This window comes from Acinetobacter sp. CWB-G5 (assembly GCF_019209785.1).
Classification (GTDB): domain Bacteria; phylum Pseudomonadota; class Gammaproteobacteria; order Pseudomonadales; family Moraxellaceae; genus Acinetobacter; species Acinetobacter johnsonii.
Window position 1 is genome coordinate 683,436 of the sequence record NZ_JAHUTF010000001.1, and the last position, 23,834, is coordinate 707,269.

Annotated in this window: 23 protein-coding genes; 11 read left to right on the top strand and 12 right to left on the bottom strand. The window is 42.5% G+C overall.

What is annotated here, in order from left to right; translation table 11 throughout:
* Positions 1 to 149: 149 nt before the first annotated feature.
* The 3 genes from KVY11_RS03330 to KVY11_RS03340 form a co-directional block, all read right to left on the bottom strand.
* On the bottom strand, positions 150 to 341 hold the full coding sequence (locus KVY11_RS03330; protein WP_218288093.1) for a hypothetical protein: 192 nt from the start codon (positions 339 to 341) through the stop codon (positions 150 to 152).
* A gap of 60 nt (positions 342 to 401) precedes the next feature.
* Entirely contained in the window at positions 402 to 2,108 is a 1,707-nt protein-coding gene (locus tag KVY11_RS03335; protein WP_218288094.1) for a mechanosensitive ion channel, read from the bottom strand.
* 164 nt (positions 2,109 to 2,272) lie between these two features.
* Positions 2,273 to 2,551 (bottom strand): hypothetical protein, encoded by a 279-nt coding sequence (locus tag KVY11_RS03340; RefSeq protein WP_004981228.1) that lies wholly within the window; start codon positions 2,549 to 2,551, stop codon positions 2,273 to 2,275.
* Between the two features lie 287 nt (positions 2,552 to 2,838).
* On the opposite strand from KVY11_RS03340, the gene KVY11_RS03345 reads away from it, so the two are divergent.
* From KVY11_RS03345 to KVY11_RS03365, 5 genes are all read left to right on the top strand, one after another.
* A complete protein-coding gene (locus KVY11_RS03345; RefSeq protein ID WP_004694572.1) occupies positions 2,839 to 3,261 on the top strand; it encodes a hypothetical protein in 423 nt (140 codons plus the stop codon).
* A 567-nt stretch (positions 3,262 to 3,828) separates the two neighbouring features.
* Positions 3,829 to 4,773, top strand: a complete 945-nt coding sequence (locus KVY11_RS03350) for a transporter substrate-binding domain-containing protein (protein WP_218288095.1) — start codon at positions 3,829 to 3,831, stop codon at positions 4,771 to 4,773.
* 68 nt (positions 4,774 to 4,841) lie between these two features.
* On the top strand, positions 4,842 to 5,585 hold the full coding sequence (locus tag KVY11_RS03355; protein ID WP_148826519.1) for an amino acid ABC transporter permease: 744 nt from the start codon (positions 4,842 to 4,844) through the stop codon (positions 5,583 to 5,585).
* Positions 5,585 to 6,268, top strand: a complete 684-nt coding sequence (locus tag KVY11_RS03360) for an ABC transporter permease subunit (RefSeq protein WP_062034370.1) — start codon at positions 5,585 to 5,587, stop codon at positions 6,266 to 6,268. The genes KVY11_RS03355 and KVY11_RS03360 overlap by 1 nt, the downstream gene beginning before the upstream one ends.
* Before the next feature lie 14 nt (positions 6,269 to 6,282).
* Complete coding sequence (locus KVY11_RS03365; protein WP_010326224.1) at positions 6,283 to 7,008, top strand: amino acid ABC transporter ATP-binding protein; 726 nt, start codon at positions 6,283 to 6,285, stop codon at positions 7,006 to 7,008.
* Positions 7,009 to 7,070: 62 nt separating this feature from the next.
* Here KVY11_RS03365 and KVY11_RS03370 read toward each other — a convergent pair whose 3' ends face one another.
* A complete protein-coding gene (locus KVY11_RS03370; protein WP_218288207.1) occupies positions 7,071 to 7,793 on the bottom strand; it encodes a carbonic anhydrase in 723 nt (240 codons plus the stop codon).
* Positions 7,794 to 8,517: 724 nt separating this feature from the next.
* Here KVY11_RS03370 and KVY11_RS03375 point away from each other — a divergent pair.
* Positions 8,518 to 9,705 (top strand): ammonium transporter, encoded by a 1,188-nt coding sequence (locus KVY11_RS03375; protein ID WP_058952170.1) that lies wholly within the window; start codon positions 8,518 to 8,520, stop codon positions 9,703 to 9,705.
* A gap of 71 nt (positions 9,706 to 9,776) precedes the next feature.
* On the opposite strand, the gene KVY11_RS03380 is transcribed toward KVY11_RS03375, so the two are convergent.
* Positions 9,777 to 10,469, bottom strand: coding sequence for an HAD family hydrolase (locus tag KVY11_RS03380; protein ID WP_218288096.1), 693 nt, complete (start codon positions 10,467 to 10,469; stop codon positions 9,777 to 9,779).
* Positions 10,470 to 10,633: 164 nt separating this feature from the next.
* On the opposite strand from KVY11_RS03380, the gene KVY11_RS03385 reads away from it, so the two are divergent.
* Entirely contained in the window at positions 10,634 to 11,344 is a 711-nt protein-coding gene (locus tag KVY11_RS03385; protein WP_218288097.1) for a phosphatase PAP2 family protein, read from the top strand.
* Here the strand turns inward: KVY11_RS03385 and KVY11_RS03390 are convergent.
* The 5 genes from KVY11_RS03390 to KVY11_RS03410 all read right to left on the bottom strand — a co-directional run bounded on the left by KVY11_RS03390 (position 11,334) and on the right by KVY11_RS03410 (position 17,940).
* Positions 11,334 to 12,650, bottom strand: a complete 1,317-nt coding sequence (locus KVY11_RS03390; RefSeq protein ID WP_218288098.1) for an ATP-binding protein — start codon at positions 12,648 to 12,650, stop codon at positions 11,334 to 11,336. The two genes, KVY11_RS03385 and KVY11_RS03390, sit on opposite strands and share 11 nt — an antisense overlap.
* Position 12,651: 1 nt before the next feature.
* The gene (locus KVY11_RS03395; RefSeq protein WP_004694591.1) at positions 12,652 to 13,332 is read right to left on the bottom strand and encodes a response regulator transcription factor; all 681 of its coding nucleotides are present in this window, start codon (positions 13,330 to 13,332) and stop codon (positions 12,652 to 12,654) included.
* 3 nt (positions 13,333 to 13,335) lie between these two features.
* On the bottom strand, positions 13,336 to 14,994 hold the full coding sequence (locus KVY11_RS03400) for a phosphoethanolamine transferase (RefSeq protein WP_218288099.1): 1,659 nt from the start codon (positions 14,992 to 14,994) through the stop codon (positions 13,336 to 13,338).
* A gap of 423 nt (positions 14,995 to 15,417) precedes the next feature.
* Positions 15,418 to 16,542, bottom strand: a complete 1,125-nt coding sequence (locus tag KVY11_RS03405; protein ID WP_218288100.1) for a porin — start codon at positions 16,540 to 16,542, stop codon at positions 15,418 to 15,420.
* A gap of 141 nt (positions 16,543 to 16,683) precedes the next feature.
* The gene (locus KVY11_RS03410; RefSeq protein WP_218288101.1) at positions 16,684 to 17,940 is read right to left on the bottom strand and encodes an MFS transporter; all 1,257 of its coding nucleotides are present in this window, start codon (positions 17,938 to 17,940) and stop codon (positions 16,684 to 16,686) included.
* Between the two features lie 136 nt (positions 17,941 to 18,076).
* Here KVY11_RS03410 and KVY11_RS03415 point away from each other — a divergent pair, with 136 nt between their 5' ends.
* The 4 genes from KVY11_RS03415 to KVY11_RS03430 all read left to right on the top strand — a co-directional run bounded on the left by KVY11_RS03415 (position 18,077) and on the right by KVY11_RS03430 (position 21,133).
* Positions 18,077 to 18,706, top strand: a complete 630-nt coding sequence (locus KVY11_RS03415; protein WP_183174027.1) for a 1-acyl-sn-glycerol-3-phosphate acyltransferase — start codon at positions 18,077 to 18,079, stop codon at positions 18,704 to 18,706.
* Positions 18,707 to 18,771: 65 nt separating this feature from the next.
* Entirely contained in the window at positions 18,772 to 19,689 is a 918-nt protein-coding gene (locus tag KVY11_RS03420; protein ID WP_004981268.1) for a patatin-like phospholipase family protein, read from the top strand.
* A gap of 97 nt (positions 19,690 to 19,786) precedes the next feature.
* Positions 19,787 to 20,260: an NfeD family protein gene (locus KVY11_RS03425; RefSeq protein WP_004694603.1), complete on the top strand. Its 474-nt coding sequence runs from the start codon at positions 19,787 to 19,789 to the stop codon at positions 20,258 to 20,260.
* A gap of 15 nt (positions 20,261 to 20,275) precedes the next feature.
* Positions 20,276 to 21,133: an SPFH domain-containing protein gene (locus KVY11_RS03430; RefSeq protein WP_058869115.1), complete on the top strand. Its 858-nt coding sequence runs from the start codon at positions 20,276 to 20,278 to the stop codon at positions 21,131 to 21,133.
* Positions 21,134 to 21,274: 141 nt separating this feature from the next.
* Here KVY11_RS03430 and KVY11_RS03435 read toward each other — a convergent pair whose 3' ends face one another.
* Positions 21,275 to 22,186: a polyprenyl synthetase family protein gene (locus tag KVY11_RS03435; protein WP_218288102.1), complete on the bottom strand. Its 912-nt coding sequence runs from the start codon at positions 22,184 to 22,186 to the stop codon at positions 21,275 to 21,277.
* A gap of 316 nt (positions 22,187 to 22,502) precedes the next feature.
* Positions 22,503 to 23,693 (bottom strand): 2-methylaconitate cis-trans isomerase PrpF, encoded by a 1,191-nt coding sequence (gene prpF, locus KVY11_RS03440; RefSeq protein ID WP_058869113.1) that lies wholly within the window; start codon positions 23,691 to 23,693, stop codon positions 22,503 to 22,505.
* Between the last annotated feature and the right edge of the window lie 141 nt (positions 23,694 to 23,834).

Sequence of the window (23,834 nt, forward strand, 5' to 3'; positions counted from 1 at the left end):
ACTGCAATTTATAAAAATAAATCGTGAAATGTCCATGCAGCTATCACAAAAGTATAGGCATGTAAGTATTTCTAATTTATGAAATATCCATATTCCACATGCATCAAACATACCAAATTAAAGTTCATTCAACACTATAGACTTTTGTATTATTTTTCATCAGATTCAACCGCATCACGTCCCTCAGTTGCCGCAGTCGGTATTCTTTCAGCATTGGTCTGCGTTGTCTCACTGATCTTTGGTTTTGCAAAGACAAATTTATAAGCACTCACAAAAAATCCAACCGTAATACCCGCGATGATGATTGGGGCAAAATATTTATTTGGGGCTTTTTTTGACATCAGTTTACTCCAATAAAAAACACCAACCGCCATCAGCGGTCGGTGTTTAGTGTGATTAATTTAGTCTGGATCTTTGGGGTGAACGTCAATATCTTGTTCAGCTTCACCCGTTGAACCAAAAGGTTTATTTAAAGGTTTATGTGCAGGATCGACCTCTGCTGTAGTTGGAATATCATCTGCATGTTGATATTCCTCTGCAATCGTTGGTGTATCCATTTGCTCTTTCAGTGAGGCATGTTCTTCTTTGCCCTGTGTGGATTGCGTGCTTTCAGTTTTAGCCTGATAAAGTGGATTCGGTTGCGTACCTTCTTTTTTGGCTTTATCTAACAAATCGGTCAAAACCCGTTCTGCAGGTTGACGCCCACCTAGACCAAAAGCCAGTGCAAAAGCAATAGCAACTGCCCCAAGCGTTAAACCAAAAGCCAAGTTTACGATCGAATCTGCTATACCCATTGCACGCAAGCCCATCGCCAACACCAAGCCAATGATCAAGACACGTACAATGTTCGCCACCCAACGAGAGCTGTTGTATTCACCACGTTCAATCACCTGTGCAACCAAGTTCGCCAACCAGAAGCCAACGCCCAAAATGACTGCACCCAATAGGATGTTTGCACCAAACTGGATAAACATCGCAATCAAACCACTGATCTGTTCAAAGCCGAGTCGATTTGCTGCTTCAGAGACCGCAAATAACATGGTAAAGAACACAATGAAATAACCCACGACGCAAGACGCTTTGGTGTTTCCTAAGAAACGTTGCAAGCCAACTTTGCTTGGAATGTCATCGACACCTGTTCCCGACAAGACTTCGACCACAAGGCTTGCGACAAAACGTGACACCACATAGGCCAAGATTAAAATCAATGCCGCCGCAATGATGTGCGGAATCGCATTCATGATTTCATACAGCATGGCCGTCGCTGGTTGAGAAATTGCATCGATCCCTAAAGCTTCAAATGCAATAATCAGCGCTGTGATAATGACGATTGCAAAAACAAAAGATCCGAGCACTTTGGCCAAATCTGAATTTTTAAACAGTCCTACTTTTTCAACCTGTTTTTGTACATCTAGGCTTCTCAATAAACCCTCAATAATGCCCCGTACAATTTTTGCCAGAATATAGCCCGCAAAAACAATTACACCCGCAATAAAGATATTTGGCAGATACAGTACGGCTTCATTGACCATATTTTGGATCGGAAAGAGCAGCCCAGTCAGACCGAGTATCGACAAAACAATGGGTAAGAATAGTAATAAAATCAGCCAATAGACAATTTCACTGATGTTTTGACTCAGCGTACTGACTCCAACATCCTGACTGAGTTTTTCATCTAACTGAGTCCTATCAAGTCCTTTTTGTAAACCCGCTTTGACCAGATTTGCCACAATCCAACCAATAAAACCCACAGCAACAGCAGCCAACAGTTGTGGAATAAACAACAAGAACTGTTGAACCATATTACTAAATGGCCCACTTACACTGGTGAGATTGAGAACATTGAGTGCACCAATCACCGCAATAATCAAGATGAGCCAAAACACAACTCGAGAGATAATATTTTCAATATTTGAGCGATGGCCGGTAGCACTGGAAAGTTTTTGGTTGGTCCCGAGTTTGGTTAAAACCTTTTTCACAGCACCTGCAATCAATAATGCAATAATCCAACCAATGATCAGGATGGCGATTGCGGACAGGATCGGGTGAAACTGGTCCCAATAATACATCGCATCAAATCGACCCTGATGCCCTACATAATCATTCATTTTGTTCTCCCTCTTGTTATGTCTACCTCACAGCGACCTTTGCTCAAATACAGATTTTAGTTTTGAAGTGATTGTCTGCCATGAAGTATGAATGAGAAATGGAATACCTTTTTGATGACTACTAAAGAAAAAACCCCTGTACATTACAAGGGCTTTAGTCACATTTAGCGGTCAGTTGCAGTCGCCGTATTGCTATCGGTGGCTACCGCTTCGTCACCTGCTGTTGCAGTGGTGCTATTATTCGGTGTTGCAGGCTCTGCGCTCGGATTCGGATGACCTGGAGGCGCCTCAGTCGGATTTGGCTTGGTATCTGCAAACATATAAAGTAATAATGCGATTAAGAAAATTCCGACCAATGCCAACATATACACAGGCACGCGTTTTTTCTTTTGCCGCTCCTCTGGCGTTTGTACATGGGGCGGTTTATTGAAATCATGTGTCATAGCTCCCCCTCAATTTTCTATTATCAAGTTGTCGAATTTTTATACTAACAACTGCTTGTGTAGCATTGTGTTTCAAAGCATAGTGAGATAGTAAACAAGCGCTTTATTTTAAGTTAAGTTATTATTTTTTATTGTTTTAAAAACAGTCATTCATCTATCAATTTAGTGTTAAAAGTCATATAAAAAGTATTTCACCTAGGCATAGACAAAAAGAGTCTGGCGAACAGCGCTCTTCAACTGAATTTGCGCTATAATTATGCACCTTGTTTTAGCTGTTTTTGGACTTTATGGCATATCGTCAACAAAGTGTAACGCTTGATTTAGACACTGATGTTACGCACCAATGTCATTTGCACTACACGCGAGACCAACATCTTATTGGTATTATTGAATTTTCTAAGCCTAGTTATATTCTAAAATGGGGCGATCTGGAGTTTTTCCGTCGTCGTACTGAAGAGTTTTCTGTGATGCCTTTTCCTGAATGTGTCAATGCCATGATTATTGACATTCGAAATGTGCAAGCCTTTTTAGACAATGAAACACCCATCATTCCTTGGCGCTTACTCGAAGAAGAATGTCCTGTGCGTTTAGTTGTCCCTCAAGACCGTTTAGATCACTATATTGGACTGTTTGAGCCAACATGGCTGACGACGGATATTGAAACGGCTATTTCTGAAATCCGTGAATATATGGATATGTTTGTGCACTAAGCACGTCTTGATACACACCTGCTCATCTCCTCCCCTTGCGATTGTGCTCCGTCATTTGTTCATAACGTACAGTCGCTTTTATTTTTTAGTTTTTAATCCTCTGCGGAAAACGTAGGACAGTAAACCGAATCTAACTGACCTTTATATACTGCGTCATAAAACGGATCATCTTCAAAATAAAGCACTTTTCTTTGCTATTTCAGTTTTAGCATGTTCTACACGAACAAAATCCATTCTGTCATGCATCCATAACGAAACGCATAGCCAACCCTGTGGCATTAGACATTAGCCTAATAAAATGAATTATAAAACTTGAAATGGCACGCATTATGCATAATTTTCTTTTTAATATCAGAGGAATATAGCGATGCACTTATTTAAAGCATTATTAACAAAATATTAAAAATCCCACTTGAGCAGCAAAAGCAATCTCGATTAAGATGCAGACTAAGCTGTAAAAAAATACCATAAAAAGAACATCTTTTGCACAGAATAAAGCTTTAACCCAATTCTGACGTTTTTGATAAAAACAATGCAATTGATGCTGCAAACAAAAGGAGTTTGTACATGACCATGCAACGTAATCTTTCTGCCCTATTTTGTGCAAGTGCACTTGCGCTGAGCCTCAGTGCATGTAGCGACAACAAAGCACCTGCAACGGATGCAGCTAGCACTGGCGCAGATGCTTCACAGTCAGGCACTTTAGATAAGATTAAAAAATCAGGAACCATTGTTTTAGGTTACCGTGACTCCTCTATTCCATTCTCCTATATCGCAGACAACCCAAATCAACCTGTCGGTTATGCACATGATTTACAGCTCAAAGTGGTTGAGGCTATTAAACAAAAGCTGAATATGCCTGATTTAAAAGTTCGCTATAACTTAGTCACCAGCCAAAACCGTATTCCATTGGTTTCAAATGGCACAGTCGATCTTGAATGTGGTTCAACTACAAACAACAAAGAACGCCAGCAACAAGTTGATTTTTCTGTGGGCTTCTTTGAAGTGGGTTCGCGTTTACTTACTGCAACAGATTCAGGCGTGAAGGACTTTGCTGACTTAAAAGGCAAAAAATTAGTGACGACAGCAGGAACAACCTCTGAACGCTATATCCGTCAGCATGAAAAAGAACTCGGTATTGGTGAAGTGATTTCTGCCAAAGACCATGCTGAATCATTCTTGATGCTCCAAAGCGGTCGTGCTGCTGCGTTTATGATGGATGACATTTTACTTGCTGGAGAAAAATCGAAAGCCAAAGATCCAAACAAGTGGCACATTGTCGGTACAGCACCAATTCAAGAAGTTTATGGCTGTATGTTGCGTAAAGGCGACACAGGCTTTAAACAAGTGGTTGATGATGCAATTAAAGCCACTTATAGCTCAGGTGAAATTAACAAAATGTACAACAAATGGTTTGAACAGCCAATTCCACCGAAAAACATTAACCTGAACTTTGCTATGTCAGACCAACTTAAAGCCTTAATTGCAAACCCACATGACCGTGATCAGTAAACGATAAAGGAAAGATTAATGTTCACTCAGGCAAAGTTTCTTTGCCTGACCTATTTTAGGGGATTGTCATGAATTATACCTGGAACTGGGGCGTCCTTTGGCAATCCACAGGCGTCGGAGATAGCACCTATCTCAGTTGGATTTTAATTGGTTTAGGCTGGCTGTTTGTTATTGCCATTGTGGCTTGGAGCATTGCAATGGTGCTCGGAAGTGTTCTCGGCATTATGCGCACGCTTCCCAATAAAACCGCACGTGCCATCGGCACTGGTTACGTCACCATTTTTCGTAATGTACCGCTACTGATCCAATTATTTATTTGGTTTTATGTGGTGCCGAATTTCTTACCTGGCCCGATTAAGTCATGGTGGATTAACGATTTAAGTGCAGGAACAACAGCGCTAATTTCAGCCAGCATCGGTCTTGGACTGTTTACCGCAGCACGTGTCTGTGAACAAGTTCGCACAGGTATTGAAGCCTTACCTACTGGACAGGTCAATGCAGGTTATGCCATGGGGTTTAGTACCGCACAACTATACCGCTATGTCATTTTACCGCAGTCCTTCCGTACGATTTTGCCGCCTCTGAGCTCAGAGTTGACCAACTGCGTCAAAAATACTTCTGTAGCCTCTTTAGTTGGGGTCTCCGAGATTATTTCTCAGATGAAAACCATCAGCGAATATACGCAGAACACCATCGAAATCTATACCTATGTCACGATTATTTTCATCGTTATCAACGTGTGCTTAATTACCTTAATGACGCTGCTTGAAAAACGTTTGCGTGTCCCAGGTTTAATTGCAGGAGCTAAATAATGGAATGGCTCACCGCATTTACCCATGATTTGCAGTTATCTGCACCTGCCCTATGGCATGGTTTAAGCATCACTTTAAAAGTGGTCTGTATTGCCACCATTGGCGGTATTTTCATTGGCACGCTGTTGGCACTGATGCGTTTGTCTTCAATTCGCATCTTGAATTTAATAGCCCAAGGCTATGTCAATTTATTCCGCTCGATTCCACTCCTATTGGTATTGATGTGGTTCTACTTTGCTGTACCGTTCATCTACACCACAGTCACGGGGAATTACCTGACCATTGATACCGCTTTGGTCTCAAGTATTGTGGCGTTCATGTTGTTTGAAGCAGCTTATTTCTCGGAAATTGTACGTGCAGGGATTCAATCGATTCCGAAAGGACAGTCTGCCGCGGCTTATGCACTAGGCATGACCTATGGTCAATCCATGCGCTTAATCATTTTGCCGCAAGCCTTTCGTAAAATGACACCGCTGCTGTTACAACAAACCATCATCTTGTTCCAAGACTCGACCATGGTCTACGCCATTGGCCTACTCGACTTTTTCCGCACCAACTACGTGCGGGGCGATTTGATGTCTCTATTAACGCAATATATTTTATTTGCAGGCTTGGTGTATTTCACCATCAGTATGCTAGCCACATATGCAGTAAAACGATTACAAAGGAGGTTAAGCGTATGAGCGACCAAAAAGTAATGATTGACCTCCAAAATGTCAGTAAATGGTATGGCGATTTTCAAGTATTAACCGATTGCACCACACAAATTTGCCAAGGTGAAGTGGTGGTGGTCTGTGGTCCATCAGGCTCAGGAAAATCGACCCTGATTAAAACAGTGAATGGACTGGAAGCCTTCCAACAAGGTCAAATCACAGTCGATGGAATACCCATCAAAGACCCGAAAACAGATTTGACCAAATTACGCAGCCGTGTAGGTATGGTGTTTCAGCACTTCGAGTTGTTTCCGCATCTCAGCATTACCGAGAATTTAACCATTGCCCAAATTAAAGTATTGGGACGCTCTGAAGCTGAAGCGAAAAAGAAAGGCTTAGGCTATTTAGAACGGGTTGGGCTGAGTGCACATGCACATAAATTTCCAGCCCAACTTTCAGGTGGACAACAACAGCGTGTCGCAATTGCCCGTGCATTAAGCATGGATCCGATTGCCATGTTGTTTGATGAGCCGACATCGGCACTTGACCCTGAAATGATTAATGAAGTTCTTGATGTGATGGTCGAGTTAGCACATGAAGGCATGACCATGATGTGTGTCACCCATGAAATGGGCTTTGCCCGCCAAGTGGCCAACCGTGTGTTGTTTATGGATCAAGGTAAAATTGTCGAAGACTGTAGCAAAGATGACTTCTTTAACACCAAACGTGGTGATCGTGCTCAACAGTTCTTAGACAAGATCTTGCACTAGCACAGACGTGTTATCCCACATTAAAAAAGCAGATCGTGTGATCTGCTTTTTTAATTCACGCTCTAGTCTAAAACCAAGCGCGCATTGGTGGCTTGAACAGGACGATTATTCGGATACCCCATCAGTACCGCGAAGTTTGCGATTTGCTGTGCTGATGCCTGCTGAATATCTTTTAAGACCACCCAACGTACACCTTCAGTACACGGCGGTGTCGTGAGCGAACCATTAAAGCGGTAGTACTCGCGATGTGTCGGCAAAAATTGAACTGCGTTTAAATTGAGTGCTTTCTGGGGTTGCCTATACTGCTGCCATAGTCCATCAAGTGCTTGATTCTTTTTCCCTTGTTCATACATCACTGCAACCACAGCCAGCTCCCCTTTTTCAGAAGCATGGACTAAATGTAATTCCATTGGAAAGTTTTTGCCGTGGATCGTATTTTCTGAAGGACTGTGTAAATGCATTTGCAATAATTGAAATCGTTCTCCCTCTAAACTTAAATAACTGCCTTGATGAAAATTGGCTTGTAAAGTATGAGGAAGCTTCACGATACTCATTGCAGCAGTTTTATAATCAAAATCAAGTGCCGCAAGGTCTGCTGAAATCACATGCTCAATATTAATGGGCGATTGATTATGCCCCGCACAAGTTTGGTATTTGCTATTGAGCTGGCTCCAATACTGCGGTGCTGTTTGTGCTTGATAACCCCAATCCGAAGTTACTTCACTACTGGCCCAAGCCATCACACATGGGAGAGCAAACAATGTTGCTATTACTTTTTTCTTCATCATAATCCATCAAAAAATATCAGTTAAAACGCCCCAATATCCTCTAAGAAATCACGCTCAAGCAGCAAAACCTAAAATGCCAATTCTGCCTGCTTGTCTTTGTTTTTTGTGCAAACTCTGTAATCATAACTTTTCAGCAAAAAGCCAATATTGCCCGACTATTTTGTCTCGTTTTAGATGTAAAACGATGAAATAGGACTGATCATATATGACAATAATTACAATTAATTACATATAGTTATGTGATTATTCATGTTTTATCTGTGATAAATTAAAATAAGAATGAGAAAATACAATCATGTTTAAAATCTTTCACTGATGCACAATCAGCACGCACATTTCATGGCACGAGCGTTCCAAAAGAGAACAAAGCAATGGAGACTCAGCTAACAATAACTGCTAACCGAATTTTTTTATCATTTTTTTGTGTTGCTACTTTTTGGGTTTAACTCAAGAGATAAAATATACACTTGTATATTTAAAATAAAGAAACTTAGATAAACATAATATATTCATAAACTTAATATTAATTTATATTTTAACCCATGCACCACTGCAATGCACAAACACCATCATGGTGCACACTTTTGCTTTATATCGAGTCTTGTTATTTTTAAGCAAAACTTAATCAATATTTCCTTTTTGCTGAAATCTTCACGAAATTACAAGCATCAGTATACTGGGTTTCTTTTTGCAAAATTTTGCACTCAAATGGAACCCAAACATGCAAAATATTGACTTACTTTTTCTTCTTCTTGGTGCGGTTTTAGTCCTTGCCATGCATGCAGGCTTTGCTTTTTTAGAACTAGGGACAGTTCGTCATAAAAACCAAGTCAATGCTTTAAGCAAAATTTTAACGGACTTTTCACTTTCTGCAATCGCCTACTTCTTTGTAGGTTACTATATTTCCTATGGACACCATTTTTTCCATATTGGGGATACCTTAGCGGCGGATCATGGTTATAACCTGATGCGCTGTTTCTTCCTGCTCACTTTTGCAGCCGCAATTCCAGCGATTATTTCTGGCGGTATTGCCGAGCGTGCTAAAATGCGCTCACAAGCGATTGCAACCGTGTTATTAGTGGCCTTGGTTTATCCTTTTTTTGAAGGGATCGCGTGGAATGGCAACTTTGGTTTACAGCAGTGGCTACAAGATACTTTCGGCGCAAGTTTCCATGACTTCGCAGGTTCAGTGGTTGTACATGCTATGGGAGGCTGGATCGCTCTGGCTGCGGTGGTTCTACTCGGTGCACGTGATGGACGCTACAAGAAAGATGGTCGTGTCAGTGCGCATCCTCCTTCGTCTATTCCTTTCTTGGCTTTAGGTTCATGGATTTTGATCGTGGGTTGGTTTGGCTTTAACGTGATGAGTGCACAGCGTTTGGATGCTATTTCAGGACTGGTCGCGATTAACTCACTTATGGCCATGGTTGGCGGTACTTTGGCAGCCAACTTCGCAGGAAAAAATGATCCAGGCTTCTTACACAATGGCCCTTTAGCGGGTCTCGTGGCAATTTGTGCAGGTTCAGATGTCGTACATCCGATTGGGGCATTGGTGATTGGCGCTATTGCTGGACTGATTTTTGTCAAACTTTTCACCTACACCCAAAACAAGCTAAAAGTCGATGATGTACTCGGAGTGTGGCCTTTGCACGGCGTATGTGGTGCCTTTGGTGGGCTTGCAGTCGGGATCTTTGGTCAAAAATGGCTTGGTGGTTTGGGCGGTGTTGCGATGATGTCACAGCTGATTGGTACGCTATTGGCTATTGGTATTGCTGTTATTGGGGGATTGGTGGTCTATGGCGCTTTAAAAGCCACGATGGGCATTCGTTTAAGCCAAGAAGATGAATTCCGCGGTGCAGATTTATCTATTCATAAAATCTCTGCCAACTCAGATGACAGTATGTTCTAAATGCATTTCCATTTTAATGCGGCTCACATGGGCCGCTTTTTTTTATTCGTATTGAACATTATAAGAGGCTTTTAGCGCTCTAAATAATCAAAAATCTCGGACAATGCCGTGATACTTGGTGCAGACATCTGTACTGAGGGTACATGAAAGCCAGATAGCCACAGTGCTTGCATTCCAGCCTGCTGCGCACCTTGTACATCATTAATAGGATGATCTCCTATAAATAAGCACTGCTCCACCTTAACAGCCAATTTCTGTGCGGTATCTATAAAAATATCAGCTTGGGGTTTGGCTTGACCAAACAATCCAGAGCTATTGATCACATCAAAATAATGCTGAAAACCCAAGCCATTTAATATAGACAGCCGTGCGGCATGACCGCCATTTGAAATAATGGCGAGTTTATATCCTGCTTGCTTTAGACGGGTCAGCGTTTGTTCAGCCTCAGGCATCGCCACTGCACTGGAACCAAACTGCTCAAACCAGAAATTGCTTAATGCTTCTAAATGCGGAGGCGCCTGCCAGTTTAACTCCTGTAGCAACGCATAAGCCACTGAAGCACCGATGCTGGGATGAGTTAAATACTCTTTTAAGGGATAACCACCATTGTCGATCCGATTCACAATCGACTCAATCTGCTCCACATCAACGCAGTTAAGTTGGCTTTGATAAGTATCGGCAAGATCTTGACTAAAAGCCGCAACACTTCGTCCACGATGCGTCAAGGTATTATCCAAATCAAATAGAACAGCACGTATCGACATGTTTAAACCTCATGTGTTTGAGAGCAAATGTAACACTGAAACGACACTTTGTATTCGCCTTAAAGCGATAACCAAAGCACAGATCATGCTAAAGCAGATGAAACAGCGTTTATGTTAAGCCTCGTTTAAGCTGACGCTGTTGGAATAGCGCTTATTTTCAGAACATGGCCTCACTTGTGTCGGATCAGCAACGTTTTTTCATCCTTCAGTTTTTTATTTTGACGCTGGGTTTTGCCGTATTGTGGCTGCTCTTCCCTGTGGCGGGCACCATCGACTTACAACTGATTCACCCCTTTATGGATCAAACTGGTCATTTTCCACTAAAGCGCGACTGGGCCTTAGCAGAACTGAATCACCGTTACGTTAAAGACATCATCATCGCAGTGTATGTGATTTATTTGCTGAAATGGCTCGCTTCGTATAAATGGGCTACGTTCAAGCCCCAGCGTTGGCAAAATGGTTATTTCATTGGCTTAGTCCTCATCAGTACTAGCCTCATTGGAATTTTAAAATCACAATCCGCGCATGCCTGCCCATGGGACATGACTTTGGCCACGACACATGATTTCTTTTGGGACTTATCCGCCAGCGCAGGACATTGTTTCCCTGGAGGACATGCTGCGACAGGTTTTGCGCTCTTTGTTGGATATTTCGTATACCGTCTAAATGAACCCAAACGCGCGTGGTTTTATTTGCTTGCTGCCCTGATTTTAGGCTTTGTCATGGGTTGGGCGCAAATGATGCGGGGTGCGCATTTCCTTAGTCACAATTTATGGACGGCATGGGTGATTTGGTTGGTCAATGTACTGGCATATGCGCTGTGTTATAAGCAGTTTACACTGTCCAGCCCAAATCAAGCCGAAACTACAGTTTAAAGATCACTTGAACTTGTAAGCCGCCCAATCCTGTACTTTGTCCAAAGTACAGTTTGGCGCCAATTTTTTCTGCGGCTTTATCGACAATGGATAAGCCTAGTCCACTGCCGACTTCCAGATGATGATGTACGCGATAGAAACGCTTTAAAATATGATCATAAAGCTCTGGCGCAATGCCCGGCCCACTGTCTTCAATTTGAACAATGGCTTGCTGATCTTGCTGATAAATAGAGACATTAATCACACCCTGTTCAGGCGTATATTTAATCGCATTATCCAAGAGATTATAAACAATGGAATGTAAGGCTGAACTTTGAGTTTCTATCCAAAGTGCTTCATGCTGTTCTAAGCCTAAATCGATGTTTTTCGCTAGTGCCAGTTCCATCAGTTGCTCCATACATTCAACTGCCACATCACTTAATCCTAGTCTTTGTGTCGGTTCTAAACTTGGAACAGAAGCATCCTGTTTCGCCAAATTGAGCAGTTGTGACACCAAATGTTGAGTCCGAATTAAGCCTAAACTTAGGTTTTTTAATGCTTGGTGTTCCGGAAATTCATGTAGCAAAATTTTCATTTGCAAATTCAGTGCTGTAATGGGGGTTCTGAGCTCATGCGCTGCGTCGGCAATAAATTGCTTTTGTTCTTGTTGCGACAGCGAAATTCGTTCAAATAAACGATTCATTTCATTAATGGTCGGAAGAATTTCCAGTGGATAACCGTCTGGACGAATCTCACTCAGTTCATATGGTTCACGCTGTGCAAGTTCCGCTTTAAACTCATCTAAGGGCTTTAGACTACGCCCAATAATCCAACTCAGCCCCCATAAAGCCAAAGGCATAAACAGTAAATATGGAATCAACATATTGGCCGCCAGCTCTAAAGCCAGCTTTTGTCTTACACTGCGCTGCTGACTGACTTGAATTTGATACTTTTCTGTTGGCAGCACATAGGTATTCCATAGCCCCTGTGCCGTGTGATGGGTATAAAATCCAGCTTTTTTAACGGGTTGTATTAATAAATCAAACTCATGTTGCCGTTGTTCAGGCAGTCCATACGACCAGACATCTACAAATAAATCTTCTTCGTGATAGTGTCTGTCCGCTTCAAATTCACTCTTAATTGGAGCGGGATCATGCGCTGCAACACGCTCTGCCAAATTACGCATTTGTGCATCGAGGATCTCATTGGTCTCTTCAAGGGCAATGCGATACGCTGCAATCACCAACAAACAGCCCATCACAATACTAAATAAAGAGGTATAGGTAATTAGTTGACGCTTTAAGGAAACAGGAGTCGGCTTCGCCATTTTATGCTTCAACCTGCCCCAAACGATAGCCTAAACCTCGAATGGTACGGATAAAGTCTTTGCCAAGTTTGGCACGTAAATGGTGAATATAAACTTCAATGGTATTGCTGTTAATTTCCGAGTCAAGGTCATAGAGCTTTTCTTCCAAATTGGTTTTGGAAAAAATTTTATTGGGATGACTGACCAGAGGAATTAAAATAGCCCATTCTCGGTTCGACAAATCAATGGTCTGCCCTTTGTACTTGGCTAAGTGCAAATCTTCATCTAACTCTAGACCTGCATAACTCAAAGTCTGGCTTTGCTTTTGCTGTTTTAACGCGCCACTACGACGTAATAGTGCATGAATACGTGCCAGCAACTCATCAAACTCATAAGGCTTAATTAAGTAATCATCCGCACCATGGTTTAAACCATCGACTCGATTTTGTAACTGATCTCTCGCTGAAATAATCAGCACAGGCAAAGTCGGATAAAGCGAGCGAATATTTTTTAGGACCTGCATCCCATCCATCATCGGCAGGCCCAAATCCAACAACACCACATCAAATGGATATTGTTGTAATTGCTTTAAACCATCAAAACCATTATTGACCCATACCACATCAAACTGCTGATAACGCAGCAGCGTTTGTGTGGACTCTGCAATCATAAAATCATCTTCAATAATCAATATTTTTGACATGGTCTAAGCGCTCGCTTTGGTCGCAGTACAGTGTTCTAACATATTATTTTTTGAATCAATCACCGTACTTTTTACCCCAAGTAAACTCAATAAGCTTGGGAACAAATGATCTTGGCTTAATTCTTGGCTTTTTTGTTGCCCTAAGCAAGCGATTTGTTGCGGATTCTGCTTTTGCCATGTTTCTGAAAACCACATCAGCATCGGTACGTGGGTCTGTTGGCTTGGTGCAATGGCATAAGGTGAACCATGTAAATACAGCCCATGTTCACCAGTCGACTCACCATGGTCAGATAAATACCAAAAACCTGTTTCAAAGTTTGAGTTTTGCTTTAATACACCAATCAGTTGACTCAACACATGGTCGGTATAAAAAATGGAGTTGTCATAACTATTTTTCAGCTGTTCAGGTGTGCAGGCTTGAATGGCATTGGTTTCACACATCGGTTGGAAAGGCTGAAACTTAGGCGTTGAACGCTTATAGTAAGCTGGTCCATGACTGCCCATTTGGTGTAACACAATTAAACGTGGCGTTTTATCATCAGCCGCAATACCAGCCATATAGGCTTTTAAGCTATCCACCAAAATTTCATCGGTACATTCGCCATCGGCTGAACACCATTTTTTCTGTATCGGTTCTGGAATTTTATACTGTTCAACCCGATCACAAACGCCTTTACAGCCAGAGTTATTGTCAATCCATGTCACTTTGTAACCAGCACGCTGTGCAAGATCTAATAAACCTTCACGGTGGTGCGCTAACTGTGCATCATAGTTTTCACGTGGCATGCCTGAAAACATACAAGGCACAGAAACCGCAGTGGCTGTCCCGCAAGAACTGACTTGATTAAAGTTGATGACATTGAGTTTTTCCAGCTCAGGATTGGTCTTTTTCGCATAGCCATTTAAAGAAAAACTTTCTGCACGTGCCGTTTCACCGACCACCAAAACCATCAATTTCGGCAAGTTTTGCTGTCCGACTTGCTTCATCAAATGAGCATCTTCACCATAAGTCACTAACGGTAAATGCTGCTGTGGTCGATTCTTTTTATAATACGACAGGGTTGAACTGATCGCATTTTGCGGTGAAATCATCCCTTTGAGATCACGATGCTCACGGAAAATCGCGGCATAATCAACAAAGAAAATAAACAACATGCCTGCAATCAGTAAAATAGAAACTGCACTACCGAACAGCTTGTGCAGTAACACGGTTTTAAAAGGATCACGGCGGATTTTAACCTTAAATAAAACGACTAAAGGTAGCACCACCATCGCCCCAATCCACAGTACAAGACGCCATGACAACAAGTCGCGCACTTCATTTCCATCGGTTTGCATCATGTTTTGGATCTGATCTGGTGTGATCGAAACGCCTAAGCTGTTGACAAAATAGGCACTCATTCCACCAATGATGATCAATAACGCAGCCAACCCTTTAGCCATCGGCCGCCACTGTAGCAGCTGAAAAACCAAATGATAAAAAGCCAACACCACCAAAATGGTAGCACCGATAAAAGCATACGCTTTGAAACCGTGATACGGCGTAAGCAACTGAACTTGCTTGTAGAACATCACGTTTAAAACCACGGCTAACCACAGCGCCAAATATACGTTAAAGCGCGAAAGTGAAACTTCTTTAAAAATAGACTGCAAATTGAACATTTTAAATCATGTCTTGCTGAGCGGATGCCCCAATGTAGTTTTCTAAACTTAAAACTCGCTTAAATAAAAAAGGTGCTGTGGCCGAATATATAAAGTCATACCGATCAGTTAAGCAATCAGATGCCCTTTTTGAGCCGCCCAATATTATTTGATACGCGGAAGCGTCATCCGCAACCTGTATGTCCATTTAAAAGGAATGTTTTTGCAAAATGATCATTTAAATGCAGAAAAGCAAAAGGTTTTGCGGATGACAAATGTTTTTGGTTCTTTTGGCTCAACCAAAGAACGGACCAGCTCCAAATATTGAATTTTAAAATACGAAGATTCCATCATAAATGACAAAAAGTTAAGGAGTTTCTATAAAACTCCTTAACTGATTCGCATTAATCTTTAGAGACTTTGCCCTTTTCTATCACTTAAACATTAAAATTTGTATTCAATCCCTGTGCCTACTACAGGTTGTTTGGTTTCAAATGATGCTTGTTCAAGGGTCAAAATCCCTGCGTAACCATAAGCTTTAACTTGCTTGGTAAATGCATAGTCAGCACCTGCAATAAACTGCTGCGCATCAAAGTCTTCTTTAGATGTTTTAAAACTGGTTGAGTTTTGACTGTATTGAGCTTTCACTGTCCAAGCTTTGGCAGTCGGTAAGTTATATTCAGCCCCAACCAACCAGCCTTGTGCATCGTCTATGGCAGCCGCGGCAGCATCATTGCCTTGTACATCCGCCACTTCAGAAGTTTGATATAAGGCTTTCAACGCCAGACCATTATTGAGATTTACTCGACCAATCGCGCGTAAAGTATCAGCTGCTGCAAAGGCACTACCAGCCACCCCGCCAGTCACTTCAGGCGCTGAAGCATTCAACGTGCCACGTCCTGCAAAGGTTGACGGAATGGCCTTATCATAACCAATCCCTGCAACAAACTTTTTACTGTCATAGACTACTGATGCTGACCAAGCATCGCCCAGACCACGCCCTGCAACTTTTGCCCCGCCTTTAGATTTTTCAATACCACCAGCTTCACCTGTTGCTAACAGTGCCGCAGCTTTCAGTTTACCTGCGCCCACTCCCCAAGCAGGTGTTTCATAGACCAGCACGTTATCGACTCGGTTTTCACCCGTGAAAATCCCCGCCACATCGGCTTTGTTGGCGACATAGTTATTAAAGGTATCTACCACTGAAGACAGTTGTTTAACGGGGGTATCAATTTTACCGACTTTCAATGTACCCAATTTCTGGTCTTGTAAGCCAACGAGTAAATTACGCGGAACGAAAGTATCGGTGCTACCGCCATTGTCTACATAAAAGGTAAATTCAGCTTGGTATAGTGCATTTAAGCGATCTGTCAGCTTCTCTTCGCCTTTTAACCCCAAAAAGGAGTTGTTAGAGTTCAACTCGACCACATCGCGGTCTTTATTTGGCGAAGCATTGTCTTCAGGTAAATAATCGGCCGTGACATCAATTTCACCATAAAAAGTAGGCGCTGCGAATGTTACCCCTGCCACTAAACTTAAAGCGATTGCGGCTGCAATTTGTATTTTCATTATCAAAATATCCTACGGTAAATTTGTTACAAATATTACCGTTCAGACATATATGACAGAACAATTAAAAAATTATTTAGTTATATTTTTTAATTGTTTACGTCAATATCTAGCACTTTTTATGATTTATTTATGAATGAATTATGAAAGGTCTGAATGCATCGCAATGCCACGCCATTTGAAGATAAACCACAGGCTCAACATCGCAATGACTACAATCATACACAGATAATTAAAATAGCCGATCCAATCTCCCAATAGACCGCTCACACTATACAAACCGCCACTGACAGTGGCCATCAGCGCCACTTGAAAAGTAAAGTCCGTACCTGCCAGATGTTTACGACTGTACTGCATTACTAGGGTGAGCATGACTACCAACAGCATCGATGAGGTCATATCTTCAAAGGCATTGATTAGATAAATCAGCCACGGCTGAATACTGTGCTGGTTTTCATATTGAAAGGCTAACCATGTATAAGCCGCCAGACTGAATATTTTAAGCACCGAATACAGTACTAAAGCCGTGGCACGGCGAATCAACTTCAAACTATAGCCCGCAAGTCCTGCACCTATTAAGGCGGCACATGCACCTAGCATGGTGACATAAAGCCCTATCTGAGAAAAACTCAGCCCCAAATCGACCATTAAAGGTTTCAAAAGTGGCCCTGCTAAACCATCCGCTATTTTAAAGCTCAATAGCACTGCTAACCATGCTGTGAGTACGGGACTCTGGACAAAATAAGCCAAATAGTTTTTGATCTGCTGGAGATTAAAAGATGTGGTCTGAGGTACTGAAACAGCTCGATGCTTTGGCTCTGGATAAATTAAAATCGGCAGCGTGTTTATAAAGACCATTGCAGCCAGCATCAAAAAAGTGCTCTGCCAACTCAGCCAATCTAATGCCCACAAGATTGCACCACCACCGACAATAAAACCAAGACGCGATCCAATCACCTGAAAGGTATTGCCCCAGTGCTGTTGTTCCCCTTTTAAAATATTGACCGCCAATCCATCGGTTGCAATATCTTGCGTTGCCCCTAGCAAATTCATACTCAGGAGGCCCACAAAGAAAGCCCATAAATAAATAGGTTGATTTAATCCATCAATCGGGAGGAAAGACAGCCCGATCAGCACCAGCACCGTAAGAAACTGCAATGGGATGATCCAACTCCGATAGTGGCCGAAACGAGTGATCCCAAAACGATCCAGTACAGGTGCCCAAAACACTTTGATCGACCACGGCAACATCAGCAGTCCGAAGCCTCCAATCTGTGCCAATGACACACCCTGTGCTCTTAAAATGACAGGCAAGGCATGAGTCATAAACCCGACGGGTAAGCCCTGCGCCCAATACAATGAAAACAGCAAAATATATACATTGCGAGTCTGTAGCATGCTGTTCCTATATACATGGATTGGTCAAAATGTTCATCTGAGATCGCTATCCCTTCACTTTTTTTGCCAATGAATTCAAGCCGATCACTGCTTATGATGAGAGGATATACATCTTGATCGATTGAGTATAATAACAATGAACCAATATTTTCCAGAGCTACCAGATCAAGTTCCAAGTCGTAACTCATCTGCATTCACTCGCGCTATTTTTAAGCAGCTTTATTTGGCGCAAGGTTGGCGCTTTGTTGGCAAATTTCCCAATCTACCTAAAGCGGTAGCAATTATTTCACCGCATACCTCAAATATCGATGCATGGCATGGCTTTACGGCTCTATTGGGCTTAGGCCTGCAAATCACCATTTTTGGCAAGAACAGTTTGTTTCATACCCCACTGAAACCGTTACTTGAGTGGATTGGCGTCATTCCAGTCAATCGTACCCATGCTCAAGGGTTAACCCAAAATATTATCGATATTATTCACAGCAAAGAAAAAATTTGGGTCGGTATGGCGCCTGAAGGCACACGTAAGCAAGCCGAAGCCATCCGTAGTGGCTTTTATCGCATTGCGTATGGTGCACAGATTCCAATTGTGATGTTTTCCTTTGACTATGCGCAAAAAACTATCCACTGCTTGGGCGTGTTTCATCCCACAGGGCATTTTGAGCAAGACCTAGAGCATATTTTAGATCTGTATATCGGCAAATTTTCAGCCAAGAACCCAAAATGGTTGGCCAAGCCTTTACAAAAACGCTTAAAAAATAGCTAGTAAATCAAGGTCGAATCTGCTGAGATGTGCACCATTATTTGTTTTGCGTTTTAGTATTTTTGACCATGAATTTTGCTCGTTTATCTCTGATTGGTGCACTCACACTGACTATGGCAGGATGTGATCTTGCATCAAAGAAAACACCAACAACTACTCCCATTCAAGCTCGTGAACCTGTGATTGCGATTGCACTCGGCGGTGGCGGTGCCAAAGGTTTTGCACACATTGGGGTGCTTAAAGTTTTAGAGTCACATGGTATTAAACCTAAAATTGTTACGGGAACCAGTGCGGGAAGTTTTGTGGGCAGTATCTATGCCAGTGGTAAAACGCCTTTCCAACTTCAGCAAATTGCCTTGACCTTAAAAGAATCGGACATTCGAGACTTAACCCTCAACTCCCAAGGGTTTGTTCAAGGTCAAAAGCTGCAAGACTATGTCAACAAACACGTCGGCAACAAACCGATTCAACAGTTCCCTATCCGCTTTGCTGCGGTGGCGACCCGTCTTGACACTGGACGTAAAGCCGATTTTATCAAAGGCAATGCGGGCCAAGCCGTGCGTGCTTCATGCAGTATTCCGAACGTTTTTGTCCCTGCGGTGATTGGTGGAACCAAGTATGTGGATGGCGGTCTGGTCAGCCCAATTCCAGTCAAAACAGCCAAGGACATGGGCGCGGATATTGTGATCGCGATTGATATTTCAGCGCGTCCTGTCGGCAACAAGCCCCTCAATATGTGGGGCTTGCTCGACCAGACCATTAATATTATGGGGCAGCAAAGCATCAATGAAGAATTGAGCCAAGCGACTGTGGTGATTCAACCCAAAGTCGGACACTTAGGCACTTTGGACTTAAAAGCCAGCAATCAATCTATTTTAGAAGGTGAAAAAGCCGCGCAGCTCAAAATTAAATCGATTGAAAAAGCCATTGTCGATTTTAAAAAGACCCCAGCTGCTTTTAAACCTGCGCCCAAAGCCAAATTCTAAAAAATTTGATTTTTAATATTCAAAGACTTATTCATCTGCTAAATTGATATAGATGCTTCTGCATCTATATCCCTATAACGAATATATGAGTAGATGTATGGAATTTGCTTTTGAACCTTGGCACTGGTTTGTATTGGGCGTTCTGTTAATGTTATCAGAGCTGATTCTGCCTGCTTTTGCCGCATTGTGGTTCGGTATTGCGGCCATTATGGTCGGTATTTTGTACTGGATGTTCCCCATGATGGGTGTTACCACGCAGTTTGTGACGTGGATTATTTTGTCGATATTATGCACTTTACTTTGGTTTAAATTTATTAAACCACTTTCGACTGACAAAACCAAAGCAGGACTGTCTCGCGAAGCAACCATCGGTCAAATTGGCATGGTGATTCAAGCGAGTCCTGAAAGTGAACACATTCGCGTTCGTTTCCCCATTCCAGTACTCGGTTCAGATGAATGGAACTGTCGTACTTTAGATAAAGTCCACGTCGGCGACCGAGTACGTGTCGTTGAAATACTGGGCAATGATTTAATGGTCAAAGCACATCTCTCAACCAACGAAAATAGATAAAAGTGAGTTAAGCATATGTCTGGTGGATTTATTGTCGTTTTAGCAATTTTGGCTTTTGCCGCTGTCACCATTTTTAAAGGTGTCCGTATTGTTCCACAAGGTTATAAATGGATCGTACAACGTCTAGGTAAATACCATACCACGTTGAGTCCGGGTCTCAACTTTGTGATTCCTTATGTCGATGAAGTGGCTTATAAAGTGACGACCAAAGACATTGTATTAGACATTCCCTCTCAAGAAGTGATTACCCGCGATAATGCCGTTTTGCTTATGAATGCAGTGGCTTACATCAACATCACCACGCCTGTAAATGCTGTCTATGGGATTGAAAACTATACATGGGCCATTCAAAACCTAGTGCAAACCTCACTGCGTTCAATCGTCGGTGAAATGGATCTTGATGATGCGCTATCGTCTCGTGATCACATTAAAGCCAAACTTAAAGCAGCCATTTCGGATGATATTTCAGACTGGGGGATTACCCTAAAAACCGTTGAAATTCAGGATATTCAACCCTCTTCAACCATGCAAGCAGCAATGGAAGCGCAAGCGGCAGCTGAGCGTCAACGTCGTGCGACCGTGACCAAAGCCGATGGTGAAAAACAAGCCGCGATTTTAGAGGCAGATGGCCGTTTAGAAGCGTCTCGCCGTGACGCAGAAGCGCAAGTCGTCTTAGCAGAGTCTTCTCAGCGTGCTATTGAAATGGTCACTTCTGCTGTGGGCGATAAGGAAATTCCTGTGGCTTACTTGTTGGGCGAACAATATGTCAAAGCGATGCAAGACATGTCTAAATCGAACAACGCTAAAACAGTGGTGTTACCAGCCGATATTTTAAGTACCATCCGCGGTGTTATGGGACGTAAAGACATCTAACTGATGCTTGGTTTGATTAAATGAGGACAGCTTTCGAGCTGTCTTTTTTATTGGGGTTGTGAAAAAACTCAAGCCTCTAAGGAACAAGCATTAAAAAAGAGGACACGCTATGTCCTCTTTTTTTAATCTAAACACTGAAACTTAGCTTTGGCGAGCCAATAAAAACTGTGAAATCTGATTAAGTTCTGCTGCCGCATCAGTTGGGAAATAAGCCAAAGCAGCAAAGGCTTGATTATGCAAAGTCTTGGCATACTCTTGTGCAGCGCCTAGCCCCATCAAGGCTGGATAAGTCGATTTTTCGACTTGCTCATCCTTCCCTGCTGTTTTACCCAGTACATCTGTATTTGAAATGATATCTAAAATATCGTCTTGTACCTGAAAAGCCAAACCAATTGCCTGCGCATATTCACGTAACTTTGGAATCGCTTGATCGCAACCGTCAAATACAGTCACCGCAGCCATCATCACCGCAGCAGAAATCAATGCACCCGTTTTATTTCGGTGGATATTTTCAAGTGCAGCCTGATCGACACGTTTACCTTCGGCTTGTAGGTCGAGGACTTGTCCACACACCATTTTAGAGCTCGCTGTCGCTAAAATTTGCATCTGCTTCAATACAATACCCTGATCAACCACTGGGCCAGCATCAAACAGACGGCTACCTAAAATTTCAAATGCCATGGACTGTAAGATATCGCCCGCTAGCAAAGCCGTATCTTCACCATAAGCCACATGACAGGTCGGCTGACCACGACGCAAAAGATCATTGTCCATACACGGCAAATCATCATGTGCCAAGGAATAACAATGAATCAACTCCACAGCCACAGCGGCGCGGCGCACGGCAGCGGCATTATTGTTTGGATTTAAATGTGCCGTGGCATAGCACAGCGCAGGACGCACACGTTTGCCACCTAACATGACCGCATGATGCACGGCACTCTTTAACGGTTCCGGAATTGAAAAAGCATCAAGTGCCGTCAATAAATCATCGTGAATACGTTGTTGAGCCTGTTGGAGTGCATTTGCTGATACGTCGGTTAGTGCTGACACATTCGCCTCGAATAACAATAGGATAAATTAATCTGGTGCTCAGTTTGCCTGAACAGATCATTTAAAATGATCTGTTGGCATGATACTGCTTTCTGCCCGCTTTCTCTATGCCGAAAGCACAAACAAGGCACAGTATTCTATTAATTTTTGCAGACGAGGTGATAAGAATGACTTTTCTACTATTTCAAGCAGCCATTACACAAGCAATCAAGCTCTAAAATTCACTACTCATGGTCTTGGTTATTTTTAGACCTCTTATCGCAGACCTAGAGTTGACATAAAAAAGCCTCTGCAAAGAGAGGCTTTTTACATCGTGTTAATCTAAACTTTCAGCTGGGATACGCACCCAACCTTCCATTAGTACGCGTGCACTCCGGCTCATGACAGCTTTTTTCACCACCCACTGACCCTTTTCTTGTATCGCTTGCGCTCCGACACGTAAAGTCCCTGAAGGATGACCAAAACGAACTGCTTCACGTGCTCCACCACCCGCGGCCAAATTGACCAAGGTTCCTGGTATCGCTGCTGCAGTACCAATGGCAACAGCTGCTGTCCCCATCATCGCATGGTGTAATTTACCCATAGAAAGTGCACGAACCAATAAATCAGTGTCTTGCTCTGTAATGGTTTTACCACTCGACGAGACATATTGTTTTGGCTTAGAAACAAAAGCAATTTTAGGCGTGTGTTGACGACTGGCAGCTTCAGAAATGTCTTGAATCAGCCCCATCTGTTTTGCACCATAGGCACGAATGGTTTCAAACCGCGCTAAAGCTTTGACATCGCCATTAATTGCGTCTTGTAATTCACTCCCCGTGTAGCCAATGTCTTCTGCATTTAAGAAAATGGTCGGAATACCTGCATTGATAAATGTCGCTTGAAAGCGACCAATCTCTGGAACCTCTAAAGTGTCAACCAAATTCCCTGTTGGGAACATTGCACCACCATCTTCACCATCATCGGCTGGATCTAAAAATTCAATTTGCACTTCTGCAGCTGGGAATGTCACGCCATCAAGTTCAAAATCACCTGTTTCTTGAACTTGGCCCTGCGTAATAGGTACGTGTGCAATAATGGTTTTTTGAATATTCACCTGCCAAATGCGGACTGTGCAGATGCCATTTTCTGGAATTCGTGTAGCATCGACCAAACCATTTGAAATCGCAAATGAACCAACAGCTGCCGTTAAGTTACCGCAGTTTCCGCTCCAGTCGACAAAAGGCTGATCAATCGATACTTGCCCAAATAAATAATCGACATCATGTTCAGGCTGTTGGCTCTTCGCTAAAATCACCGTTTTACTGGTACTCGATGTTGCACCACCCATACCATCAATCTGCTTTGCATAAGGATCTGGGCTACCAATTACACGGAGCAATAACTGATCTCGAACGCGTCCAGCCTGTTGCGCGGCTTCTGGGAGGTCATCTAATTTAAAGAATACGCCCTTACTGGTCCCTCCACGCATATACGTTGCTGGAATTTTGATTTGCGGTGCAAAACTCATTTTTATTAAATCCTTCATATTTATCATTGTGTTAAGTCAAGCATGCTGATTTAACTTTGGTTCATCATACCTTTTTTCAATATCCATGCGTAACGTACAGGACTTTAGTCTAAGTAAGTATAAAAAAAAACCATTTGTGAA

What these genes read in the sequence shown, in the direction of transcription:
- KVY11_RS03330 (WP_218288093.1), bottom strand. Translation starts at nt 341, where the DNA reads ATGTCAAAAAAAGCCCCAAATAAATATTTTGCCCCAATCATCATCGCG.
- KVY11_RS03335 (WP_218288094.1), bottom strand. Translation starts at nt 2,108, where the DNA reads ATGAATGATTATGTAGGGCATCAGGGTCGATTTGATGCGATGTATTAT.
- KVY11_RS03340 (WP_004981228.1), bottom strand. Translation starts at nt 2,551, where the DNA reads ATGACACATGATTTCAATAAACCGCCCCATGTACAAACGCCAGAGGAG.
- KVY11_RS03345 (WP_004694572.1), top strand. Translation starts at nt 2,839, where the DNA reads ATGGCATATCGTCAACAAAGTGTAACGCTTGATTTAGACACTGATGTT.
- KVY11_RS03350 (WP_218288095.1), top strand. Translation starts at nt 3,829, where the DNA reads ATGACCATGCAACGTAATCTTTCTGCCCTATTTTGTGCAAGTGCACTT.
- KVY11_RS03355 (WP_148826519.1), top strand. Translation starts at nt 4,842, where the DNA reads ATGAATTATACCTGGAACTGGGGCGTCCTTTGGCAATCCACAGGCGTC.
- KVY11_RS03360 (WP_062034370.1), top strand. Translation starts at nt 5,585, where the DNA reads ATGGAATGGCTCACCGCATTTACCCATGATTTGCAGTTATCTGCACCT.
- KVY11_RS03365 (WP_010326224.1), top strand. Translation starts at nt 6,283, where the DNA reads ATGATTGACCTCCAAAATGTCAGTAAATGGTATGGCGATTTTCAAGTA.
- KVY11_RS03370 (WP_218288207.1), bottom strand. Translation starts at nt 7,793, where the DNA reads ATGAAGAAAAAAGTAATAGCAACATTGTTTGCTCTCCCATGTGTGATG.
- KVY11_RS03375 (WP_058952170.1), top strand. Translation starts at nt 8,518, where the DNA reads ATGCAAAATATTGACTTACTTTTTCTTCTTCTTGGTGCGGTTTTAGTC.
- KVY11_RS03380 (WP_218288096.1), bottom strand. Translation starts at nt 10,469, where the DNA reads ATGTCGATACGTGCTGTTCTATTTGATTTGGATAATACCTTGACGCAT.
- KVY11_RS03385 (WP_218288097.1), top strand. Translation starts at nt 10,634, where the DNA reads ATGGCCTCACTTGTGTCGGATCAGCAACGTTTTTTCATCCTTCAGTTT.
- KVY11_RS03390 (WP_218288098.1), bottom strand. Translation starts at nt 12,650, where the DNA reads ATGGCGAAGCCGACTCCTGTTTCCTTAAAGCGTCAACTAATTACCTAT.
- KVY11_RS03395 (WP_004694591.1), bottom strand. Translation starts at nt 13,332, where the DNA reads ATGTCAAAAATATTGATTATTGAAGATGATTTTATGATTGCAGAGTCC.
- KVY11_RS03400 (WP_218288099.1), bottom strand. Translation starts at nt 14,994, where the DNA reads ATGTTCAATTTGCAGTCTATTTTTAAAGAAGTTTCACTTTCGCGCTTT.
- KVY11_RS03405 (WP_218288100.1), bottom strand. Translation starts at nt 16,542, where the DNA reads ATGAAAATACAAATTGCAGCCGCAATCGCTTTAAGTTTAGTGGCAGGG.
- KVY11_RS03410 (WP_218288101.1), bottom strand. Translation starts at nt 17,940, where the DNA reads ATGCTACAGACTCGCAATGTATATATTTTGCTGTTTTCATTGTATTGG.
- KVY11_RS03415 (WP_183174027.1), top strand. Translation starts at nt 18,077, where the DNA reads ATGAACCAATATTTTCCAGAGCTACCAGATCAAGTTCCAAGTCGTAAC.
- KVY11_RS03420 (WP_004981268.1), top strand. Translation starts at nt 18,772, where the DNA reads ATGAATTTTGCTCGTTTATCTCTGATTGGTGCACTCACACTGACTATG.
- KVY11_RS03425 (WP_004694603.1), top strand. Translation starts at nt 19,787, where the DNA reads ATGGAATTTGCTTTTGAACCTTGGCACTGGTTTGTATTGGGCGTTCTG.
- KVY11_RS03430 (WP_058869115.1), top strand. Translation starts at nt 20,276, where the DNA reads ATGTCTGGTGGATTTATTGTCGTTTTAGCAATTTTGGCTTTTGCCGCT.
- prpF (WP_058869113.1), bottom strand. Translation starts at nt 23,693, where the DNA reads ATGAGTTTTGCACCGCAAATCAAAATTCCAGCAACGTATATGCGTGGA.